The following is a 16,666-nucleotide window of genomic DNA, read 5'->3' on the forward strand; positions in this document are numbered from 1 at the left end:
GTCCCGCTAGGTGCCGGCCCGCCGCGCGCCAAAGCTATTGATCAGGCCCGCCCAGCGGGCCTGTTCTTTTTGCAGCAGACCGTATTGCTGCCCCGCCAGTTCGAGTGCCGGCCGATCTTCCGGCCAGGTCTCTTCCTGCAATTTCCACAGCGCCGCCAGTTGCCGCTGCTCCAGCTTCAGTTCATAGCGCTTGCACCAGTCGTAGAGTCCCTGTGAGCGCGGGCGCAGCCGTCCGAGCCAACGGCGCAGATGGCGCACGCTGGAAATCATGCGCCGCCGCGGTGCCAACCCCCGGTCCGCCACCCGCCAGCTCTCTTCGCTCAGCTGGCGCCCACAGGCGGTCACATAGCTGGCCCACAGCAGCAGGCACACGTCGGCCCCTTTTCGGTCCTGGCAGTCCAGCAGGAACTGCTGGACCTCCTCGTGGCGGTAGAAATCGAGACTGAACTGCCACAGGGGGTTCTGCAGCGAAGAGGAGGGAGGGGCGGTTTTTGTCATGGTGGGCCCGTTAGCACTAAAATCGCGACCGCTTTAATGTCGAATAGCCTAGCATCCGCATGGGCCCGTGAGGTTTTTTCTTTGATCAATTTGCAAGGTGTCTCCGTCCAGCGCGGCGGTCGCGAACTGTTGCATGAAGCCGACTGCCGGATTTTCCCGGGTCACAAAGTCGGCATCATCGGCGCCAATGGCTGCGGCAAGTCCACCCTGTTCAAACTGCTGCTGCGCGAAATCGACAGCGACACGGGTCGTGTGGAGATCCCCGCGGGCTGGCGCATTGCGCATATGGCCCAGGAGGTTCCCGCCGGCGAGCAGAGCGCCCTCGACTATGTACTCGATGGCGATGCCGAGCTGCGCCAACTGCAGGCGGCACTGACCCGCGCGGAGAGCGATGGTACCGACGGCCGGCAGCTGGCGGAACTGCATGAGCACATGGCGGCAATCGACGGCTACAGCGGGCCGGCGCGTGCGGCACAACTGCTCGACGGCCTCGGTTTCGCCCACAGCGAGCAGCAGCGACCGGTGCGCAGTTTTTCCGGTGGCTGGCGCATACGCCTGAACCTGGCCCGCGCGCTGATGTGCCCGGCAGACCTGATGCTGCTCGACGAACCCACCAACCACCTGGACCTGGATGCGACCCTGTGGCTCGAACAGTGGCTGCAGCGCTTTCCCGGCACCCTGTTGATCATCTCCCACGACCGCGACTTCCTCGATGCCGTGGTGGACGGTATCGTCAGCTTCGAACAACAGAGCCTGGTGCTCTACAGTGGCAACTACAGCGCCTTCGAACGCACCCGCGCCGAGCGGCTCGCACAGCAGCAGGTACAGTACGAGAAGCAGCAGGCCGAGCGCGCGCACATGGAAGACTTCGTGCGCCGCTTTCGCGCCAAGGCGACCAAGGCCCGGCAGGCACAGAGCCGACTCAAGGCGCTGGACCGCATGGCAGAGATAGCGCCGGCGCATATCGATTCGCCGTTCCGCTTTTCCCTGCCGTCGTCGGACAAGACTTCCGACCCGCTGATCGACCTGCGCGAGGCAGATATTGGCTATCGCGACAGCGGCGGCGAGGACAAGGTGATCGTGCGCAAGGTGCAGCTGGGCATTCAACCCGGGCGCCGCATCGGCCTGCTCGGCCCCAACGGCGCCGGCAAATCCTCCCTGATCAAGACCCTGGCCGGTGAATTACCCCTGCTGCACGGTGAGCGCCTGTGCGGGGAACACCTCGCGATCGGCTACTTCGCCCAGCACCAGCTGGAGGCGCTGGACGGCGCCGCGTCGCCGCTGCTGCACCTGCAGCGCCTGTCCCCAGACGCGAGTGAGCAGTCACTGCGGGATTTTCTCGGCGGTTACGGCTTCGTCGGCGACCGGGTGTTTGAAAAGGTGGGCGGATTCTCCGGTGGCGAAAAGGCGCGGCTGGCACTGGCGATTCTCGCCTGGCAGAAACCCAACCTGCTGCTGCTCGATGAGCCGACCAACCACCTGGATCTGGAAATGCGCCACGCGCTGACCCTGGCGCTGGCGGAGTTTCCCGGCGCCGTGGTGCTGGTTTCCCACGACCGCCACCTGCTCGCCAACACCGCGGACGAATTCATGCTCGTCGCCAACGGCCGCGCGGAACCCTACGACGGCGATCTGGAAGATTACAAGCAGTGGCTGCTGAATTTCCGCCGCAATGAAAAGGCCGAGGAGAAGGCAGCGACGGCAGATACCCCCACGGAGGACAAAAAAGCCCAACGGCGTGCCGCCGCGGCCCTGCGCGAACAGCTGAAACCACTGACCAACAGGCTCAAACGCATCGAGCAACAGATGGCGCAGGCGGAAAAGGCGCTGGCACAAGTAGAAGAACAGCTCGCCGATGAAAACCTCTACAGCGGCGGCCAGCAGGACGAGATAGCGCGCCTCAATCGTTCCCAGGCGGAACAGCGCGAGACCCTCGACACGCTGGAAATGGAGTGGCTGGAAATCAGCGAGCAGCTGGAGGACGCCCGCGGAGACTGAGCCGGGAAACGCCGACGCATCGCGGCGCCGGCGTTAAATCGGTGTCGTGCAACCGTTTTCGTTCACCGCTGTCCCCGCCGGCGTGCTCGGGCAGCGGTCCAGATAGTCGGGTACACCGTCGTAGTCGGAGTCGCCCGGGCAACCGTTGCTGTGCACCGGGATGCCGGGCGGCGTCTGCGGGCAGCCATCGATATCATCAAACACACCGTCGCCGTCAAAGTCGCGCACAATGCGCGGGTACTCGTACCACTGGTAGCCGATACTGATACTGACAAATCCATCCAGGCCACCGTGCTCCACCCCCTGGAAGAGTCGCGCATCACCGCGGGCCTGCCAGCGCGGCCCCAGTTTGTACTTCACACCCAGACCGAGATTGACCATGGTCTGGCGATCGTGCCAGTCGAAGGCATCGTCGTAGGAATCGTTGTTGTCCACCCGTATTTCCCCAGCGCCGAAGGCGACATAAGGCTGCCAGCAGAAATTGCCACAGAAGCGACCGGCGAAGTGGTAGAACAGATCCATGTGGTAGTTGTACACCTCGACCTTTTCGTCGAGGTCTTCGACTTTCGCACTGAAATAATCGAGGACGCCTTCTAACGCCCAGCGATCGGTAACGCTGTAGCCCAGTCCGGCGCCGCCACCGGTGGTATCTTCCAGGTCATAACCTTCGAAAGGGGAGCCATCGAGGCGGTCGCCGCTGAACCAGTACTGGCCACCGTTCAGGTAGAGATTCAGGGTGGTTTCTTCATCTGCCAGTGACGGCGCACTGCACAGGCCTGCCAGCACAGAAACGCTGAAGGCAATCGGGGCGAGCGGGCGGCTTTTTGTCATTGTGGGCTCCGGAAGTTCCTTTTACCGGCAGTGGGTCTGAATGAAGATAGCAGACATTGGCGCGGCACAACGGCGCGCCAGTGGCTGTCAAAAAAACGTCACGGAGCCACCCGAAATGCGCCGCCATCCCTGGCAACACCGCGCCGTTTATTTACGGCGGTAGAGCAGGTCCCAGACCCCGTGGCCAAGCCGCAGGCCGCGGCGCTCGAACTTGGTTTCCGGGCGGAATTCCGGCCTCGGCGCGTAGTTGCCGGCGCCGGCGGTATTTTCCAGTTGCGGCTCGGCCTCCAGCACCTCGAGCATATGCTCGGCGTAATTTTCCCAGTCGGTGGCCATATGCAGCAGGCCACCGGTTTTCAGTTTGGCGCAGATCAGTTGCACGAACTCCGGCTGCACGATGCGGCGCTTGTGGTGCTTTTTCTTGTGCCAGGGATCGGGGAAATACAGCTGGAAACGGTCGAGCAGGCCGTCATCGATGCAGTCGTTCAGCACGTCCACCGCGTCGGCCATATAGACGCGCAGGTTTTTCAGCTCGGCCTTGCCGGCGTTGTTAATCAGGCGGCCTACCCCGGGTGGGTGCACCTCGATGCCGATGAAATCCTTGTCCGGTTCCGCCTCGGCCATCGCCAGCAGCGAGTCCCCCATACCAAAACCGATCTCCAGCACCAGCGGTGCAGCGCGGCCGAAAACCGCCTGTGGATCCAGCGGACCATCGAATAGCGACAGACCGTAGGGCCCCCAGTAATTGTCGAAAGCGCGGCGCTGCCCCTCGGTCATGCGCCCGGCGCGAATCACATAGCTGCGGATGGATTTCTTCTTGTATTCAGTGCGGTAGGGAAAGTCTTCCGCGGACTCGTCTTGCATGCTTCGCGACCTCGAATGCGAATTTATTGACTGGCTGGAAGGTTGGCGTGCCCCGGGGACGCGCCAAACCTCCGCGTTAACTAGCTGACATTGTAGGGCCCCGGGCCCGGGAATTATTTGGAGAGATTCAGCGCGGCGATAAACAGGGCCACCCAGCCGCCAATCATCAACAGGCCGCCCAGCGGCGTCACCGGACCGAGCCAGCGCGGACCGCCAAAGGTCAGGCCATAGAGACTGCCGGAAAAAAACAGCACACCGACAAAGAACAGGGCGCCGCAGACGGCGAGGGCCGTGCGCTCGCCCCACTGCTGGATCAGCACCGCGACACCGATCAGCGCGAGTGCGTGTACCAGCTGGTAGTGCACGCCGGTCTTGTAAGCCTCGAGCAGGTTGTCAGCGACTTTCCCGCGCAGGCCGTGGGCACCGAATGCCCCGAGAATGACGCCGCTGCCGCCGAGCAGCGCGGCCAGCAATAAGTAGAGTTTGCTCACCGGAAATCTCCCACTTTCCAATCAATGTTCCACCAATAAAAAAACCGCGCTGCTGCGCGGTTTTTTGTGCCCGAAGGCAGTGCGCGGATCAGGCTTTCTCTCAAGCCTCCATCGCCACGCGTACTTTCTTCATGGCATTTTTTTCCAGCTGGCGGATTCGCTCGGCGGATACGCCGTACTTGTCGGCCAGCTCGTGCAGGGTGGACTTCTCTTCACTCAGCCAGCGTGCGCGCAGGATATCCTGGCTGCGCTCGTCCAGCTGCTCCATGGCGGCGGCGAGGCTGTTGAGGCTGGTTTCCTGCCAGTTGTCGCGTTCCAGCTGGGCGGCCGGATCGAAACGGCGGTCCTCGAGATAGTGCGCCGGCGCCTGCCAAGCACTGTCATCATCGTCGTCCACGCCAGCATCGAAGGCGGCGTCGTGGGCGGCCAGGCGGCCCTCCATCTCGTGGACGTGGGCCACATCGACGTTCAGGTCCGCGGCCACGGCCTTGGCCTCGTCGTTGGTCAGCCAGGCCAGCTTTTTCTTCTGACCGCGCAGGTTGAAGAACAGCTTGCGCTGCGCCTTGGTGGTGGCGATTTTAACGATGCGCCAGTTGCGCAGGATGAACTCGTGAATCTCGGCCTTGATCCAGTGCACGGCAAAGGACACCAGGCGCACACCCTTCTCCGGGTTGAAGCGCTTGACCGCCTTCATCAGGCCGACATTGCCCTCCTGGATCAGGTCGGACTGGTTCAGGCCGTAACCGGAGTAGGACTTGGCGATATGCACCACGAAGCGCAGGTGCGACAGCACCAGCTGGCGCGCGGCGTTCAGGTCTTCGCGGTAATAGAGATCTTCCGCCAACCGCTTCTCCTCGTCGGCGGACAGCACGTCGAAGCCGCTGACTGTCTGGATATAGGCGCCGAGATTGGCACCCGGAGACAGTATCTGGGCGGGCTGTAGGCTGGTTCCCATTCGGGTCTCTCCTCTCTGAATTCTCGTGCCGGACCGGTTGATGACCGGGCGGCCGCCGCTGCGGGCACAGGGCCGGCAAGCGACAAATTGGCCTCAGTGTAGCACTTGCGTGACCGCCATAGGAAGTCCGGATGGGGGCGCCGCAATGCGTTGAAATCCGGGCTCTTAGAGGGGTTATCCACAGGATGGGTTCCCCGCCGCACAGGGGCTTTACCTTTCTTCACGCACGCAGGGGCCACGGGCATCGGAATCGGCCGCCAAAGCGGTCGAATTCGGCGCAGACGAACCGAGCAATCAGCGCGGTTCTATGGCCTTGATATGCCGAGCCACGGCCACCCAGGCACCGAGCAGGCCGAGCAATGCCGCACCGGCCGTCAGGCCAAGCAGGTAACTGATACCGGGGCCGTGCAGGGTGTAGCCACTGCCGTAGGACGCCGACAGGCCGGCCACCGGGCCGGACAACAGCGCGGCACCGGCGGCCACCAGCAGCCAGGCCAGCAGGCCGCCGAAAAAGCCGTAGCACAGGCCGCTGTACAGGAAAGGGCGGCGCACAAAGGCATCGGTGGCACCCACCAGTTTGACCACGAGTATCTCCTCGCGGCGGTTTTCGATATGCAGGCGAATGGTGTTCACCACCACCAGCAGCACCCCCAGCGCCAGCAGCAGGGCCAAACCGGCAGACAGGCGCCGCCCCAGCTCGGTCAGTTGCGCCAGACGCTGCACCCAGGCCATATCCAGGACCACCGAGTCAGTCAGCGCGCTGTCGCGCAGCTGCTGGGCCAGCGCCTCGAGATCCGCGCTGGCGGTGTTGCGCGGGCGCACCAGCAGCACCGCCGGTAGCGGATTACTATCCAGGCCGGTCAGCGCATCAGCCAAGCCGGAACTCTGCTGGAACTCGGCCAGGGCATCATCCGGGGAGATATAGGTGACGTCCGCCACCAGGGGTTTCGCGCGCAGTTCATCGGCGAAGGACTGCACCACCGAGTCGCGCACGTCTTTGTGCAGGAATACCGAGATCTGTGGCTGTCCGTCCCAGCCGGCCACGGCGCGCTGGAAGTTCACCAGCCCCAGCTGCAGGGCGGCCGGCAGGGCCAGGGCGATGGCGATCACCAGTGCGGTCATGCCACTGGCCAGCGGCGTGGCAAAGAAGCGGCGCAGGGATTCACCGGCCATTTCACGGTGGTGGCCGAGCCAGCTGTGCCAGCGGTCGCCGAGACTGGTGCGTGCGGCAACCGCGCCGGGGCCGCGTTCGGCCGGCGGGCGCTGGGCAGTGCGGGTCGCCCGCGGGGAATTATGAATACGCTGGTTCACGGCTCGGGATTCCATCGTAGATCAACTGGCCCGCCTGCAGGGTCAGCACGCGGCGTTTCATGCGCGCGATCAGCTCCAGATCGTGACTCGCCACCATCACAGTGACGCCCACGGCGTTGAAATCGGCAAACAACTGCATGATCTCTGCCGACAGTTGCGGATCCAGGTTGCCGGTAGGTTCATCGGCCACCAGGATCGCCGGCTTGTTCACCACCGCGCGGGCAATACCGACGCGCTGCTGTTCACCGCCGGAGAGCACGATCGGATTGTGCTTTTCCTTGTGCAGCAGGCCGACTTTATCCAGTGCGGCGCGCACCCGCCGACCCACTTCGCGTTTGCTGCAGCCGGCCACGGACAGGGGCAGGGCGACGTTTTCGAACACACTGCGATCGAACAGCAGCTGGTGGTTCTGGAAGACGATGCCGAGGTTGCGGCGGTAATAGGGGACCTGGCCGTTGCGCAGGCGGTTGAGGTTCTGTCCGGCCACGAGAATACTGCCGCGGGTAGGGCGCTCGATGGCGGTGAGCAACTTGAGCAGCGTGCTCTTGCCCGCCCCGGAGTGCCCGGTCAGGAACACCATGTCGCCGCGCTCGATGTCCAGGCTGACCCGCACCAGCGCATCCTGCCCGGACTCATAGCGTTTGTTGACGTTGTCGAAGGTGATCATGCAGTGGTCGCAGCGTTTTTATTATGTGTTGCGGGCGCAGCCGGGGCGGCGCCCGCCGGAAATCAGCTCGGTTCGCGATTGAACAGCGCGGCGACATAGTCGCGCGCGACAAACGGCTGCAGGTCTTCCGCCTGTTCACCCACGCCGATAAAGCGTACCGGAATACCAAAGCGCTGCGCCAGCGCGAAAATCACCCCGCCCTTGGCGGTACCGTCGAGCTTGGTCAACACCAGGCCGGTGACGCCGGCGGCATCGCGGAACTGGCTGGCCTGGCTGATGGCGTTCTGGCCGGTACCGGCATCCAGTACCAGCAGTACCTCGTGGGGAGCGGAGTCGTCGAGCTTGCCCATTACGCGGCGCACCTTGCTCAGCTCTTCCATCAGGTTGGCCTTGGTGTGCAGGCGCCCGGCGGTATCGGCGATGACCACATCGATGCCGCGGGCCTGGGCCGACTGCACCGCGTCGTAGATCACCGAGGCGCTGTCGGCACCGGTGTGCTGGGCCACCACCGGCACGTCGTGGCGCTCGCCCCAGACCTGCAGCTGCTCCACCGCCGCGGCGCGGAAGGTGTCGCCAGCCGCCAGCATCACCGACTTGCCCTGGTTCAGGTAGCGGTGCGCCAGTTTGCCGATGGTGGTGGTCTTGCCAACACCGTTGACGCCGACGACCAAAATGACGAAGGGCTTCTTGGCCGTATCGATTTCCAGCGGCGCCTGGACAGTATCGAGCAGCTGCGCCAGCTCGTCCTGCAGTGCACCATAGAGCGCCGCGCCATCGCCCAGCTCCCGGCGCGAGACGCGCTCGGTCAGGCGCTCGACGATTTCGGAGGTGGCTTCCACCCCCACGTCCGCCATCAGCAGCTGGGTCTCCAGCTCCTCGAGCAGCTCTTCGTCAATTTCCTTGGCACCGAGGAACAGGTTGCCCATACCCTCGGCAAACTGGCCGCTGGTGCGGCTCAGGCCGCGGCGGATGCGGGAGAAAAAGCCAACCTTTTGCTCTTTCTGCGGCTCGGGCGCCGGTTCTGCAGGTGCCTCCGCTACGGGTTCGGGTTCCGGTTCGGGCGCAGTGTCCGCCTGCGATTCGGCCTGCGCGGTGGCTTCTTCCTGCTCCGCTACCTCTTCCGCTACCCCGGCGTCCGGCACTTCCGCTTCGGCGGCTTCTTCCGCCTTGCTGTCGACGGGTTGCCCGGCTTCGTCGGGCTTGGGCTTCTTTTTGCGCAGGAAGTCAAAGATCATGTGTGCGTCCGGGTGTACCGCTGTCAGAAAGGCGCTAATCTTAGCACCGCTCAAGTCCCCAGTAGAGAGTTACCAGAGAGTCACCTTGCCCCGAAACTCATCCAGGCGCCCAGCGCACAATCCGGCCCCCCAGGGCCAGTCACAACTGCGCATCATCGGCGGCCGCTGGCGCGGGCGCAAGCTGCAGTTCGCCCCGGTCGAGGGCCTGCGCCCCACCGGCGACCGCCTGCGCGAAACCCTGTTCAACTGGCTGCAGTTCCACCTGCCGGGCGCCCGCTGCCTGGATCTGTTCGCCGGCTCCGGCGCCCTGGGGCTGGAGGCGCTGTCGCGGGGCGCGGATGCGGTGGATTTTGTCGAACTCAACCGGCGCGCGGCGCAGACACTGACGGAACAGCTGCAAGTCCTGCAGGCGGACAACGGCCGCGTGCACCACAGCAGTGCGGCGGATTTCCTGACGCGGGCCGAGGGCGACTACGACATCGTGTTTGTGGATCCGCCGTTCGCCGGCGACCTGTGGCAGGAAGCTCTCACCGCTCTGGCACCGCACCTGCGGGACGGCGCACTGGTCTATGTGGAAACGCCGCGGGACAACCAACTGGTGACACCGGCGGGCTGGCAACTGGAGAAGGAAAAGAAGGCCGGGCAGGTGCAGATGCGGTTATTTACCTGTGGGCAGCCTGGGTCGTCCTGACCCCGGCACCCCGGCGCCGCTCGCATTGGTCTATCGGCCAATGACGGCACATCCCTGTGCCGCACTGTACCAGTGGGCAGCCCGAGTCGTCGTGACCCCGGCTGCCCCTCGTGCCGCCGGGATCTGCGCAAAGCCACGAGGCCTTTCGTTACAGATTTTGAGCCCTCCGCACAAATTGTTTACCATGCGCGTCCCATTCGGCCCCGCTCGGAAAGCTGACGTATGAAAAAAGTCGTCTATCCCGGAACCTTCGACCCCATCACCAATGGTCATATGGACCTGGTGGAGCGGGCCGCCCGGCTGTTCGATCACGTAATCGTGGCGGTAGCCGCGAGCACGCGCAAAAATCCGCTGTTCACCATGGACGAGCGGGTGGAACTGGCCCAACAAGTGCTCGGCCACCTGCCCAATGTCGAGGTGATCGGCTTCGATATCCTGCTCGCCGACCTGGTGCGCCAGGTGGATGCCTACGGCGTATTGCGCGGTCTGCGCGCAGTGTCCGATTTCGAATACGAGTTCCAGCTGGCCAATATGAACCGGCAACTGGCACCGAATATGGAAAGCCTGTTCCTGACCCCGGCCGAGCACCTCTCCTATATCTCTTCTTCGCTGGTGCGTGAGATCGCCTCCCTCGGCGGCGACGTCACCAAGTTCGTACCGCCGGCGGTTCAGCGGGCACTGCTGGATAAATTCCAGAAGTAACCCGATCTTGGAGCCCCCCGCGGGCTCCGTGGCGCTTTCTGTTACACTCGGACGGATTTTCACAGTCCCCCGGAGTGTTTCGTGCGCAATCTGATACTCGCTCTTCTCGTTCTTTCCAGCGCAGCCGCGCAGGCCGGTACCGCGCAGGGCGCAGCCGCGCAGGTCACAGCCGCACAGGCGTCTGCGAGCCAGGAAATCCAGCCGGAAGTCGCCACCGGGCGCACCGAGGTCAAGTCGGCCACTGCCAGTAAATTCATGGCGGTTACCGCCAACCCTCACGCCAGCCTCGCCGCCGAGCAGATGCTTGCCCGCGGCGGCAGCGCGGTGGACGCAGCCATTGCTGCACAGATGGTGCTGGGACTGGTGGAGCCGCAATCGTCCGGTATCGGTGGCGGTGCCTTTATGCTGAGCTACCGCGCCGGCGACAAGCAACTGAACTACTACGACGGCCGCGAAAAGGCGCCCGCCGGCGTCGATGAAGATTACTTCATGCGCGACGGCAAGCCGCGACCATTTTTAAAGGCGGTGATCGGTGGCAATTCTGTCGGCGTTCCCGGTGTCCTGCGCATGCTGGAACTCGCTCACAAGCGCGATGGCAAACTGCCCTGGGCCACTCTGTTCCAACCCGCCATCCAACTCGCCGAAAACGGTTTTGCAGTGTCGCCGCGCCTGCACCAGTTGCTCGAGGAACTGCCCCAGGTGGCAGTGCGGCCGGCCATTCGCAACTATTTCTTTGATGCCGATGGCGAACCCCTGCCGGTCGGCCACATCCTGAAAAACCCCGCGTACGCAAAGACCCTGAAGTTGATTGCCGAACAGGGGGCGGGCTATTTTTATCGCGGTGACATCGCCCGCGCGATTGTTCAGGCCGTGCGCAACGACCCGGAAAACCCCGGCGTTATGACCCTGCGGGACCTGGCCGATTACCAGGCGCAACGCCGGGAACCTATCTGTGCGGAGTTCCTGGTCTATCGTGTCTGCGGCGCGGACGCGCCTTCATCCGGCGGCACCACTGTGGGCGCGACCCTGGGCATGCTGGGACAGTTCCCGCTGCATCAGTACAAGGCCGGCAGCACCGAGCTGACCCACCTGTTTGCGGAGGCCTCGGAACTGGCCTTCGCCGACCGCAATACCTATTCCGCCGACCCGGACTTTGTCGACGTGCCCAGCCACGCGATGGTCGCACCGGGCTACCTGGTGCAGCGCGCTAAGCTGATCGACCCGAACGCGGCCACACCAGCGGTGCCGGGCAAACCCAAGGCGTTTCACGAGAAGCGCCTCACGGCCAAATCGCCGGAACTGCCCAACACCAGCCACCTGGTGATCGTCGATCGCTACGGCAATGGTGTCAGCATGACTACCAGTATCGAGACCGGATTTGGCTCGCGACTGATGGTGAAGGGCTTCCTGCTCAACAACCAGCTGACCGACTTTTCCTTTACGCCGAAAAATGCCGACGGCGCCCTGGTAGCCAACCGCATCCAGCCGGGCAAGCGGCCGCGTTCGTCCATGTCGCCGACTATCGTGTTCAACAAGGACGGCAGCATGCGCCTGCTGGTGGGGTCGCCGGGCGGCTCGCGTATCATCGACTACACCGCGCGCACCATCCTGTACCACCTGGGCCTGGGTATGCCGATCGCCGATGCGGTGGCCGCGGGAAATATCGCTGCAATCGGCAGCACCGTGGAACTGGAGCCGGGATTCTTTTCCGCCACTACAATTGATGGCCTGGAAAAACTCGGCCACAGGGTGATTCAGCACCAGCTCAACAGCGGCATCCACGCCATTGCGCTGCACGACGGCAAGCTGTACGGCGGCGCCGACCCGCGCCGCGAGGGCAGTGCGCTGGGTCAGTGAGACCCGGCCACCAGCTCGCCGCGCTGGTAGCGGCGCCACACGGTCGCGGTGGTGCTCTCGACCAGCGGCAGTTGCAGCAGGTTCTTATCCAGCACGGTGAAATCCGCCCACTGGCCCACGGCCAGGCTGCCCGCCTTGCCCGCGCGGCGGCCGGCCTCGGCCAGTAGGGCGCGCAGTTCCGCGCGGTAGTCATCCGCGGTATTTTCCGGGATGATTTTCTCCACCAACGCCATGGCGCTCTCTTCGCGCAGCAGGCCGATGGCCAGGCCATTTTCATCTTTTTCGATGACGCCACCGGGCGGATTGGGCGTATCGTGATTGATACCGGCGGCGGCCAACGCTTCGGAGTTGGTCCAGACGCTAGCGCGGTCGCCGGAGAAAAGCACAATCGGGTAGAAATCGGAAACCTGGTCCAGCTGATCCTTGTGCGGCCCGCCAGCGGTAAAAATACCCGCGTTCCAGCCCTGGCCGACGATCACCTGCCGCTGCGGATGGGTGCGCATAAATTCCGCCACACGCTGCTGGCAGTCACCCACGCTGGCGGCATCGCGCAGATCAACCCGATTACCCAGCGCCCACGCGTGCAACTGGGCCCCGACAAATCCCGGCAGTACCAGGCGGCCTTGCAGATCCTCGACCCGGGTATGCGCACCGACAAACTTGTCGACACCTTCTTCAGCACCGATATACAGAATCCTTCCGTTATCCAGGGCCATGGCAGCAGCCTGCGGTCGCTGAGGGTCGAGGGTGACGATATAGGCATTCTTCAGCACCAGCTTGGCGCCGGAGGACACATCTTCCGCGCTGCCGTCATGGCCGGCGCGGCCGCAGGCTGCCAGCGCCAATACAGCGGCGGCAATCAGGGTGTATAGAAGCCCGCCCCGACGGATCCCTTCCCACGTCATTTTTCTCTCCCGGTGCGATTCGTGTCACCGGAAAAGTATAGGAGAGGCGCATCATCCGTCTGGAATTCGACAACCCGGGTGGGGCCCGGGTATCCGCATTTTTTGTGCCCCGGTTTCAGCGCTGGCAGCGGTTACAGAAGAAAGTGTTGCGCTGCCCCAACACGATATCGCGGACCGGGCGGCCGCAGGCGGGGCAGGGCTGGCCGGCACGGCCGTAGACGTTGAGCTGCTGGGCGAAGTAGCCGGGCTTGCCGTCACCGCCGATAAAGTCGCGCAGTGTCGTGCCGCCCTGCTCGATGGCGCGGGCGAGTACTTCCTTGATCGCCGCGGCGAGGCGCTGGTAGCGGGCGCGGGAAATGGAACCGGCCTCCCGGTCCGGACGGATGCCGGCGAGAAACAGCGACTCACTGGCGTAGATGTTGCCGACTCCGACGACGATGCGGCCGTCCATGATAAAGGTCTTCACCGACTGGCGCCGTCCGCGGGAACCCGTGAACAGGTAGTCGCCGTCAAAATCGTCCGACAGCGGTTCCGGGCCCAGGTGTGCGAGCAGATCGTGGGCAACCGGGTCCTCGTCGGTCCACAGCAGGGCGCCGAATCGGCGCGGGTCGTGGTAGCGCAGCACCAGGCCGCTGTCGAGTACCCAGTCTATGTGGTCGTGTTTTTTCAGTGGCTCCGACGCCGGCACCATACGCAGGCTGCCGGACATGCCCAGGTGCCAGATGGCGCAGCCGCGGTCGGTGTGCACCAGCAGGTACTTGGCGCGGCGCTCCAGGCACAGGATCCGGGCGCCGGCGATGCGCCGCTCGAAATCCGGGTCCACCGGCCAGCGCAGGCGGCGCTGGCGTACCGCAGCCGAGCGCACCACGCGCCCCTCCAGGTGGGGGGCGAGGCCGCGGCGGGTGGTTTCTACTTCCGGTAGTTCGGGCATACCAGTGCATTTTCTCCGGGCGTAAAAAAACCCGGCCTGGCCGGGCTTTTTTCGGTAGGGTCAATCAATTACTTGATTTTGCCTTCCTTGTACATCACATGCTTGCGAACAACGGGATCGTACTTTTTGATCTCCATTTTTTCCGGCATGTTGCGCTTGTTCTTGGTGGTGGTGTAGAAGTGGCCAGTGCCGGCACTGGAATTCAGACGAATCTTGTCACGCATTGTTTTGTCTCCGATCTCTTAGCTGGGCTTACCGCCAGTTACACTTTTTCGCCGCGGGCGCGCAGCTCGCTCAGTACGGTATCGATACCGCGCTTATCGATAACGCGCATACCTTTGGCGGAGACGCGCAGCTTCACAAAGCGCTTCTCGGACTCTACCCAAAAGCGGTGGCTGTGCAGGTTGGGCACGAAGCGACGCTTGGTGCGGTTCTTAGCGTGGGATACATTGTTACCGGTGACCGGGCGCTTACCGGTAACCTGACATACCTTGGACATCTGTTGGCCTCTTCAAAACTCTAGCGTGCCCGCCTGACCCCGACCATAGCTGAGGGGAGTGCGGGAACATCAATTCGGGATTCTAATCCGGTTCCTGGGCGGCGGCGGAAACTGTTCAGAATCTGGCCCGGCCGCAAAGAGCGGCGTTTTATACCAGAACAGGTCGGGGGGAGCAAGTTTTGTACAGCAAAATGACCCTTTTTAGCCCTTCCGGCCCTCGCCGCTACAGGAGCCCCTGTTCGGCGAACGACAGCGCCTCCCCTTCGCCCACGATCATATGGTCGAGTACCTTGATATCCACCAGCGCCAGTGCCTGGCTCAGTCGCTCGGTAATCCAGATATCCGCCTGGCTGGGTTCGCTGACTCCGGAAGGGTGGTTATGGGCCAGGATCACCGCCGCAGCGTTCTTCTGCAGCGCCGCCTGCACCACCTCGCGGGGGTAGACGCTGGCCGCGTTGAGGGTGCCCTCGAACAGTTCCTCGAAGGCGATCACCCGGTGCTGGCTGTCCAGATAGAGGCAGCAAAAGACCTCGCGCCGCCGGTGGCGCAGCTGGGCGGCGAGAAAGCTGCGCACCGCGCCGGGGCTGCACAGGGCGTCGCTGCGGGCAAGCGTCTCCGCCAGGTGGCGCCGCGCCATTTCCAGCACCGCCTGCAGCTGCACGAACTTGGCGTCGCCGAGGCCCTTGGCGCGGCAGAACTCCCGCCGCTCCGCCTCCAGCAGCGGCCGCAGGCCGCCGAACTCGGCCAGCAACTGGCGCGCCAGATCCACGGCGGAGACCCCGGGCAGCCCCACCCGCAGGAAGATCGCCAGCAGCTCGGCATCGGAGAGCGCAGCCGCGCCCCGCTCCAGTAGTTTCTCCCGCGGGCGCTCCGCCGCCGGCCAGTCCGTGATTGCCATAGCTCCTCCCTGAGCTTTTGCCGCTGCCCGCGGCGCTTTGCCTTATATGAACAGGCGCAGAAATGCTAATCTTACCTGCTCGCCCTATTTTGGAAACACTGTTTCGGATACAGCACCTATGTCTTCCCTGGCCCAGAAACGCATACTGCTCGGCATCAGCGGTGGCATCGCCGCCTACAAGAGTGCCGACCTGGTGCGCCGCCTGAAAGAGCGCGACGCCGACGTGCGCGTGGTGATGACGGCCGGCGCGCGGGAGTTCGTGCAACCGCTGACTTACCAGGCGCTGTCCGGCAACCCTGTCCACACCGACCTGCTGGATCCGGCCGCCGAGGCGGCCATGGGGCATATCGAGCTGGCCAAATGGGCCGAGCTGATCCTGATCGCCCCGGCCAGCGCGCAGGTGCTGGCCAAGCTCGCCTGCGGCATGGCCGACGACCTGCTGACCACCCTGTGTCTCGCCAGCGAGGCACCGCTGGCCGTGGCGCCGGCGATGAACCAGGCGATGTGGCGCAACGCCGCCACCGCCGCCAACGCGAAGACACTGGTCGAACGCGGTGTCCTTTTCTGGGGCCCGGCAGCCGGCAGCCAGGCCTGCGGCGACGTCGGCCCGGGACGCATGCTCGAACCCGACGCCCTGGTCGCCGAGGTCGAATCCCTGTTCCGGCCGCAGCGGTCGCTGGCTGGCAAGAAAGTGACCATCACCGCCGGTCCGACCCGCGAGGCACTGGACCCGGTGCGCTATCTCAGCAATCACAGTTCCGGCAAAATGGGCTTTGCCCTGGCTACCGCCGCCCAGCGCGCCGGTGCTGAAGTAACCCTGATTGCAGGGCCGGTCCAGCTCGCTACGCCGCCCGGCGTGAAGCGCATTGATGTGACCGGTGCGCTGGACATGCGCGATGCGGCGGAGCGCGCCGCCGACCTGTGCGACATTTTTATCGGCGCAGCCGCGGTGGCAGATTTTCGCCCGGCGGAGGTCTCGGCGCAGAAGATCAAGAAAAAGGACGACAGCGAGCGCGACTCGCTGGCCCTGGTCAAGAATCCGGATATCGTCGCCGGCATCGCCGGGCGATCGCAGCGGCGGCCATTTACCGTCGGATTTGCCGCGGAGACGGAAAAGGTCGTCGAACACGCGCAAGCCAAACTCGCGCGCAAGAAGCTCGACCTGATTATTGCCAACGACGTAACCGCCGCCGACAGCGGCTTCAACAGCGACCGCAATACCGTCACCGTCATTGACGCCAATGGCAGCACCAGCCTGCCGCCCGCTTTGAAAACCGAGCTGGCAGAACAACTGATAAACCTCATCGCCGAACGGGCGCTGACACAATAACAA

Annotated in this window: 18 protein-coding genes; 5 read left to right on the forward strand and 13 right to left on the reverse strand. The window is 64.0% G+C overall.

Going from position 1 to position 16,666, the window contains the following annotated elements; genetic code table 11:
* Positions 1-6: 6 nt before the first annotated feature.
* Complete coding sequence (locus IG168_RS06695; protein ID WP_193163147.1) at positions 7-498, reverse strand: TIGR02444 family protein; 492 nt, start codon at positions 496-498, stop codon at positions 7-9.
* 81 nt (positions 499-579) lie between these two features.
* Here IG168_RS06695 and IG168_RS06700 point away from each other — a divergent pair, with 81 nt between their 5' ends.
* Complete coding sequence (locus IG168_RS06700) at positions 580-2,496, forward strand: ATP-binding cassette domain-containing protein (RefSeq protein WP_193163157.1); 1,917 nt, start codon at positions 580-582, stop codon at positions 2,494-2,496.
* A gap of 33 nt (positions 2,497-2,529) precedes the next feature.
* On the opposite strand, the gene IG168_RS06705 is transcribed toward IG168_RS06700, so the two are convergent.
* From IG168_RS06705 to ftsY, 7 genes are all read right to left on the reverse strand, one after another.
* Positions 2,530-3,327: a porin family protein gene (locus IG168_RS06705; protein ID WP_193163159.1), complete on the reverse strand. Its 798-nt coding sequence runs from the start codon at positions 3,325-3,327 to the stop codon at positions 2,530-2,532.
* 147 nt (positions 3,328-3,474) lie between these two features.
* Positions 3,475-4,191 (reverse strand): tRNA (guanosine(46)-N7)-methyltransferase TrmB, encoded by a 717-nt coding sequence (trmB, locus tag IG168_RS06710; RefSeq protein WP_193163161.1) that lies wholly within the window; start codon positions 4,189-4,191, stop codon positions 3,475-3,477.
* A gap of 113 nt (positions 4,192-4,304) precedes the next feature.
* Positions 4,305-4,682: a DUF423 domain-containing protein gene (locus IG168_RS06715; protein WP_193163163.1), complete on the reverse strand. Its 378-nt coding sequence runs from the start codon at positions 4,680-4,682 to the stop codon at positions 4,305-4,307.
* A 100-nt stretch (positions 4,683-4,782) separates the two neighbouring features.
* Positions 4,783-5,637, reverse strand: a complete 855-nt coding sequence (rpoH, locus tag IG168_RS06720) for an RNA polymerase sigma factor RpoH (protein ID WP_193163166.1) — start codon at positions 5,635-5,637, stop codon at positions 4,783-4,785.
* Between the two features lie 294 nt (positions 5,638-5,931).
* On the reverse strand, positions 5,932-6,948 hold the full coding sequence (gene ftsX / locus IG168_RS06725) for a permease-like cell division protein FtsX (protein ID WP_319024670.1): 1,017 nt from the start codon (positions 6,946-6,948) through the stop codon (positions 5,932-5,934).
* Positions 6,929-7,615 (reverse strand): cell division ATP-binding protein FtsE, encoded by a 687-nt coding sequence (gene ftsE, locus IG168_RS06730; protein ID WP_193163169.1) that lies wholly within the window; start codon positions 7,613-7,615, stop codon positions 6,929-6,931. Before ftsE ends, ftsX begins: the two co-directional genes overlap by 20 nt.
* Positions 7,616-7,677: 62 nt before the next feature.
* Positions 7,678-8,850, reverse strand: a complete 1,173-nt coding sequence (gene ftsY, locus IG168_RS06735) for a signal recognition particle-docking protein FtsY (protein ID WP_193163171.1) — start codon at positions 8,848-8,850, stop codon at positions 7,678-7,680.
* 85 nt (positions 8,851-8,935) lie between these two features.
* Here ftsY and rsmD point away from each other — a divergent pair, with 85 nt between their 5' ends.
* The 3 genes from rsmD to ggt all read left to right on the forward strand — a co-directional run bounded on the left by rsmD (position 8,936) and on the right by ggt (position 12,100).
* Positions 8,936-9,541 (forward strand): 16S rRNA (guanine(966)-N(2))-methyltransferase RsmD, encoded by a 606-nt coding sequence (gene rsmD, locus IG168_RS06740; RefSeq protein ID WP_226876603.1) that lies wholly within the window; start codon positions 8,936-8,938, stop codon positions 9,539-9,541.
* Positions 9,542-9,763: 222 nt separating this feature from the next.
* Positions 9,764-10,243, forward strand: coding sequence for a pantetheine-phosphate adenylyltransferase (coaD, locus tag IG168_RS06745; protein ID WP_193163175.1), 480 nt, complete (start codon positions 9,764-9,766; stop codon positions 10,241-10,243).
* Between the two features lie 81 nt (positions 10,244-10,324).
* A complete protein-coding gene (gene ggt, locus IG168_RS06750) occupies positions 10,325-12,100 on the forward strand; it encodes a gamma-glutamyltransferase (protein WP_193163177.1) in 1,776 nt (591 codons plus the stop codon).
* Here ggt and IG168_RS06755 read toward each other — a convergent pair.
* From IG168_RS06755 to radC, 5 genes are all read right to left on the reverse strand, one after another.
* Positions 12,094-13,005, reverse strand: a complete 912-nt coding sequence (locus tag IG168_RS06755) for an amidohydrolase family protein (protein WP_193163179.1) — start codon at positions 13,003-13,005, stop codon at positions 12,094-12,096. The genes ggt and IG168_RS06755 overlap by 7 nt on opposite strands.
* Before the next feature lie 115 nt (positions 13,006-13,120).
* Positions 13,121-13,936, reverse strand: a complete 816-nt coding sequence (mutM, locus tag IG168_RS06760) for a bifunctional DNA-formamidopyrimidine glycosylase/DNA-(apurinic or apyrimidinic site) lyase (RefSeq protein WP_193163181.1) — start codon at positions 13,934-13,936, stop codon at positions 13,121-13,123.
* Between the two features lie 68 nt (positions 13,937-14,004).
* Complete coding sequence (rpmG, locus tag IG168_RS06765) at positions 14,005-14,160, reverse strand: 50S ribosomal protein L33 (protein WP_069946430.1); 156 nt, start codon at positions 14,158-14,160, stop codon at positions 14,005-14,007.
* Between the two features lie 38 nt (positions 14,161-14,198).
* Positions 14,199-14,435 (reverse strand): 50S ribosomal protein L28, encoded by a 237-nt coding sequence (gene rpmB, locus IG168_RS06770; protein ID WP_193163183.1) that lies wholly within the window; start codon positions 14,433-14,435, stop codon positions 14,199-14,201.
* 223 nt (positions 14,436-14,658) lie between these two features.
* Positions 14,659-15,333, reverse strand: coding sequence for a RadC family protein (gene radC, locus IG168_RS06775; RefSeq protein ID WP_193163185.1), 675 nt, complete (start codon positions 15,331-15,333; stop codon positions 14,659-14,661).
* A 118-nt stretch (positions 15,334-15,451) separates the two neighbouring features.
* On the opposite strand from radC, the gene coaBC reads away from it, so the two are divergent.
* Complete coding sequence (gene coaBC, locus IG168_RS06780) at positions 15,452-16,663, forward strand: bifunctional phosphopantothenoylcysteine decarboxylase/phosphopantothenate--cysteine ligase CoaBC (RefSeq protein WP_193163187.1); 1,212 nt, start codon at positions 15,452-15,454, stop codon at positions 16,661-16,663.
* The last annotated feature ends 3 nt before the right edge of the window (positions 16,664-16,666 follow it).

The organism is Microbulbifer hainanensis (genome assembly GCF_014904735.1).
GTDB classification, from domain to species: Bacteria; Pseudomonadota; Gammaproteobacteria; order Pseudomonadales; family Cellvibrionaceae; genus Microbulbifer; species Microbulbifer hainanensis.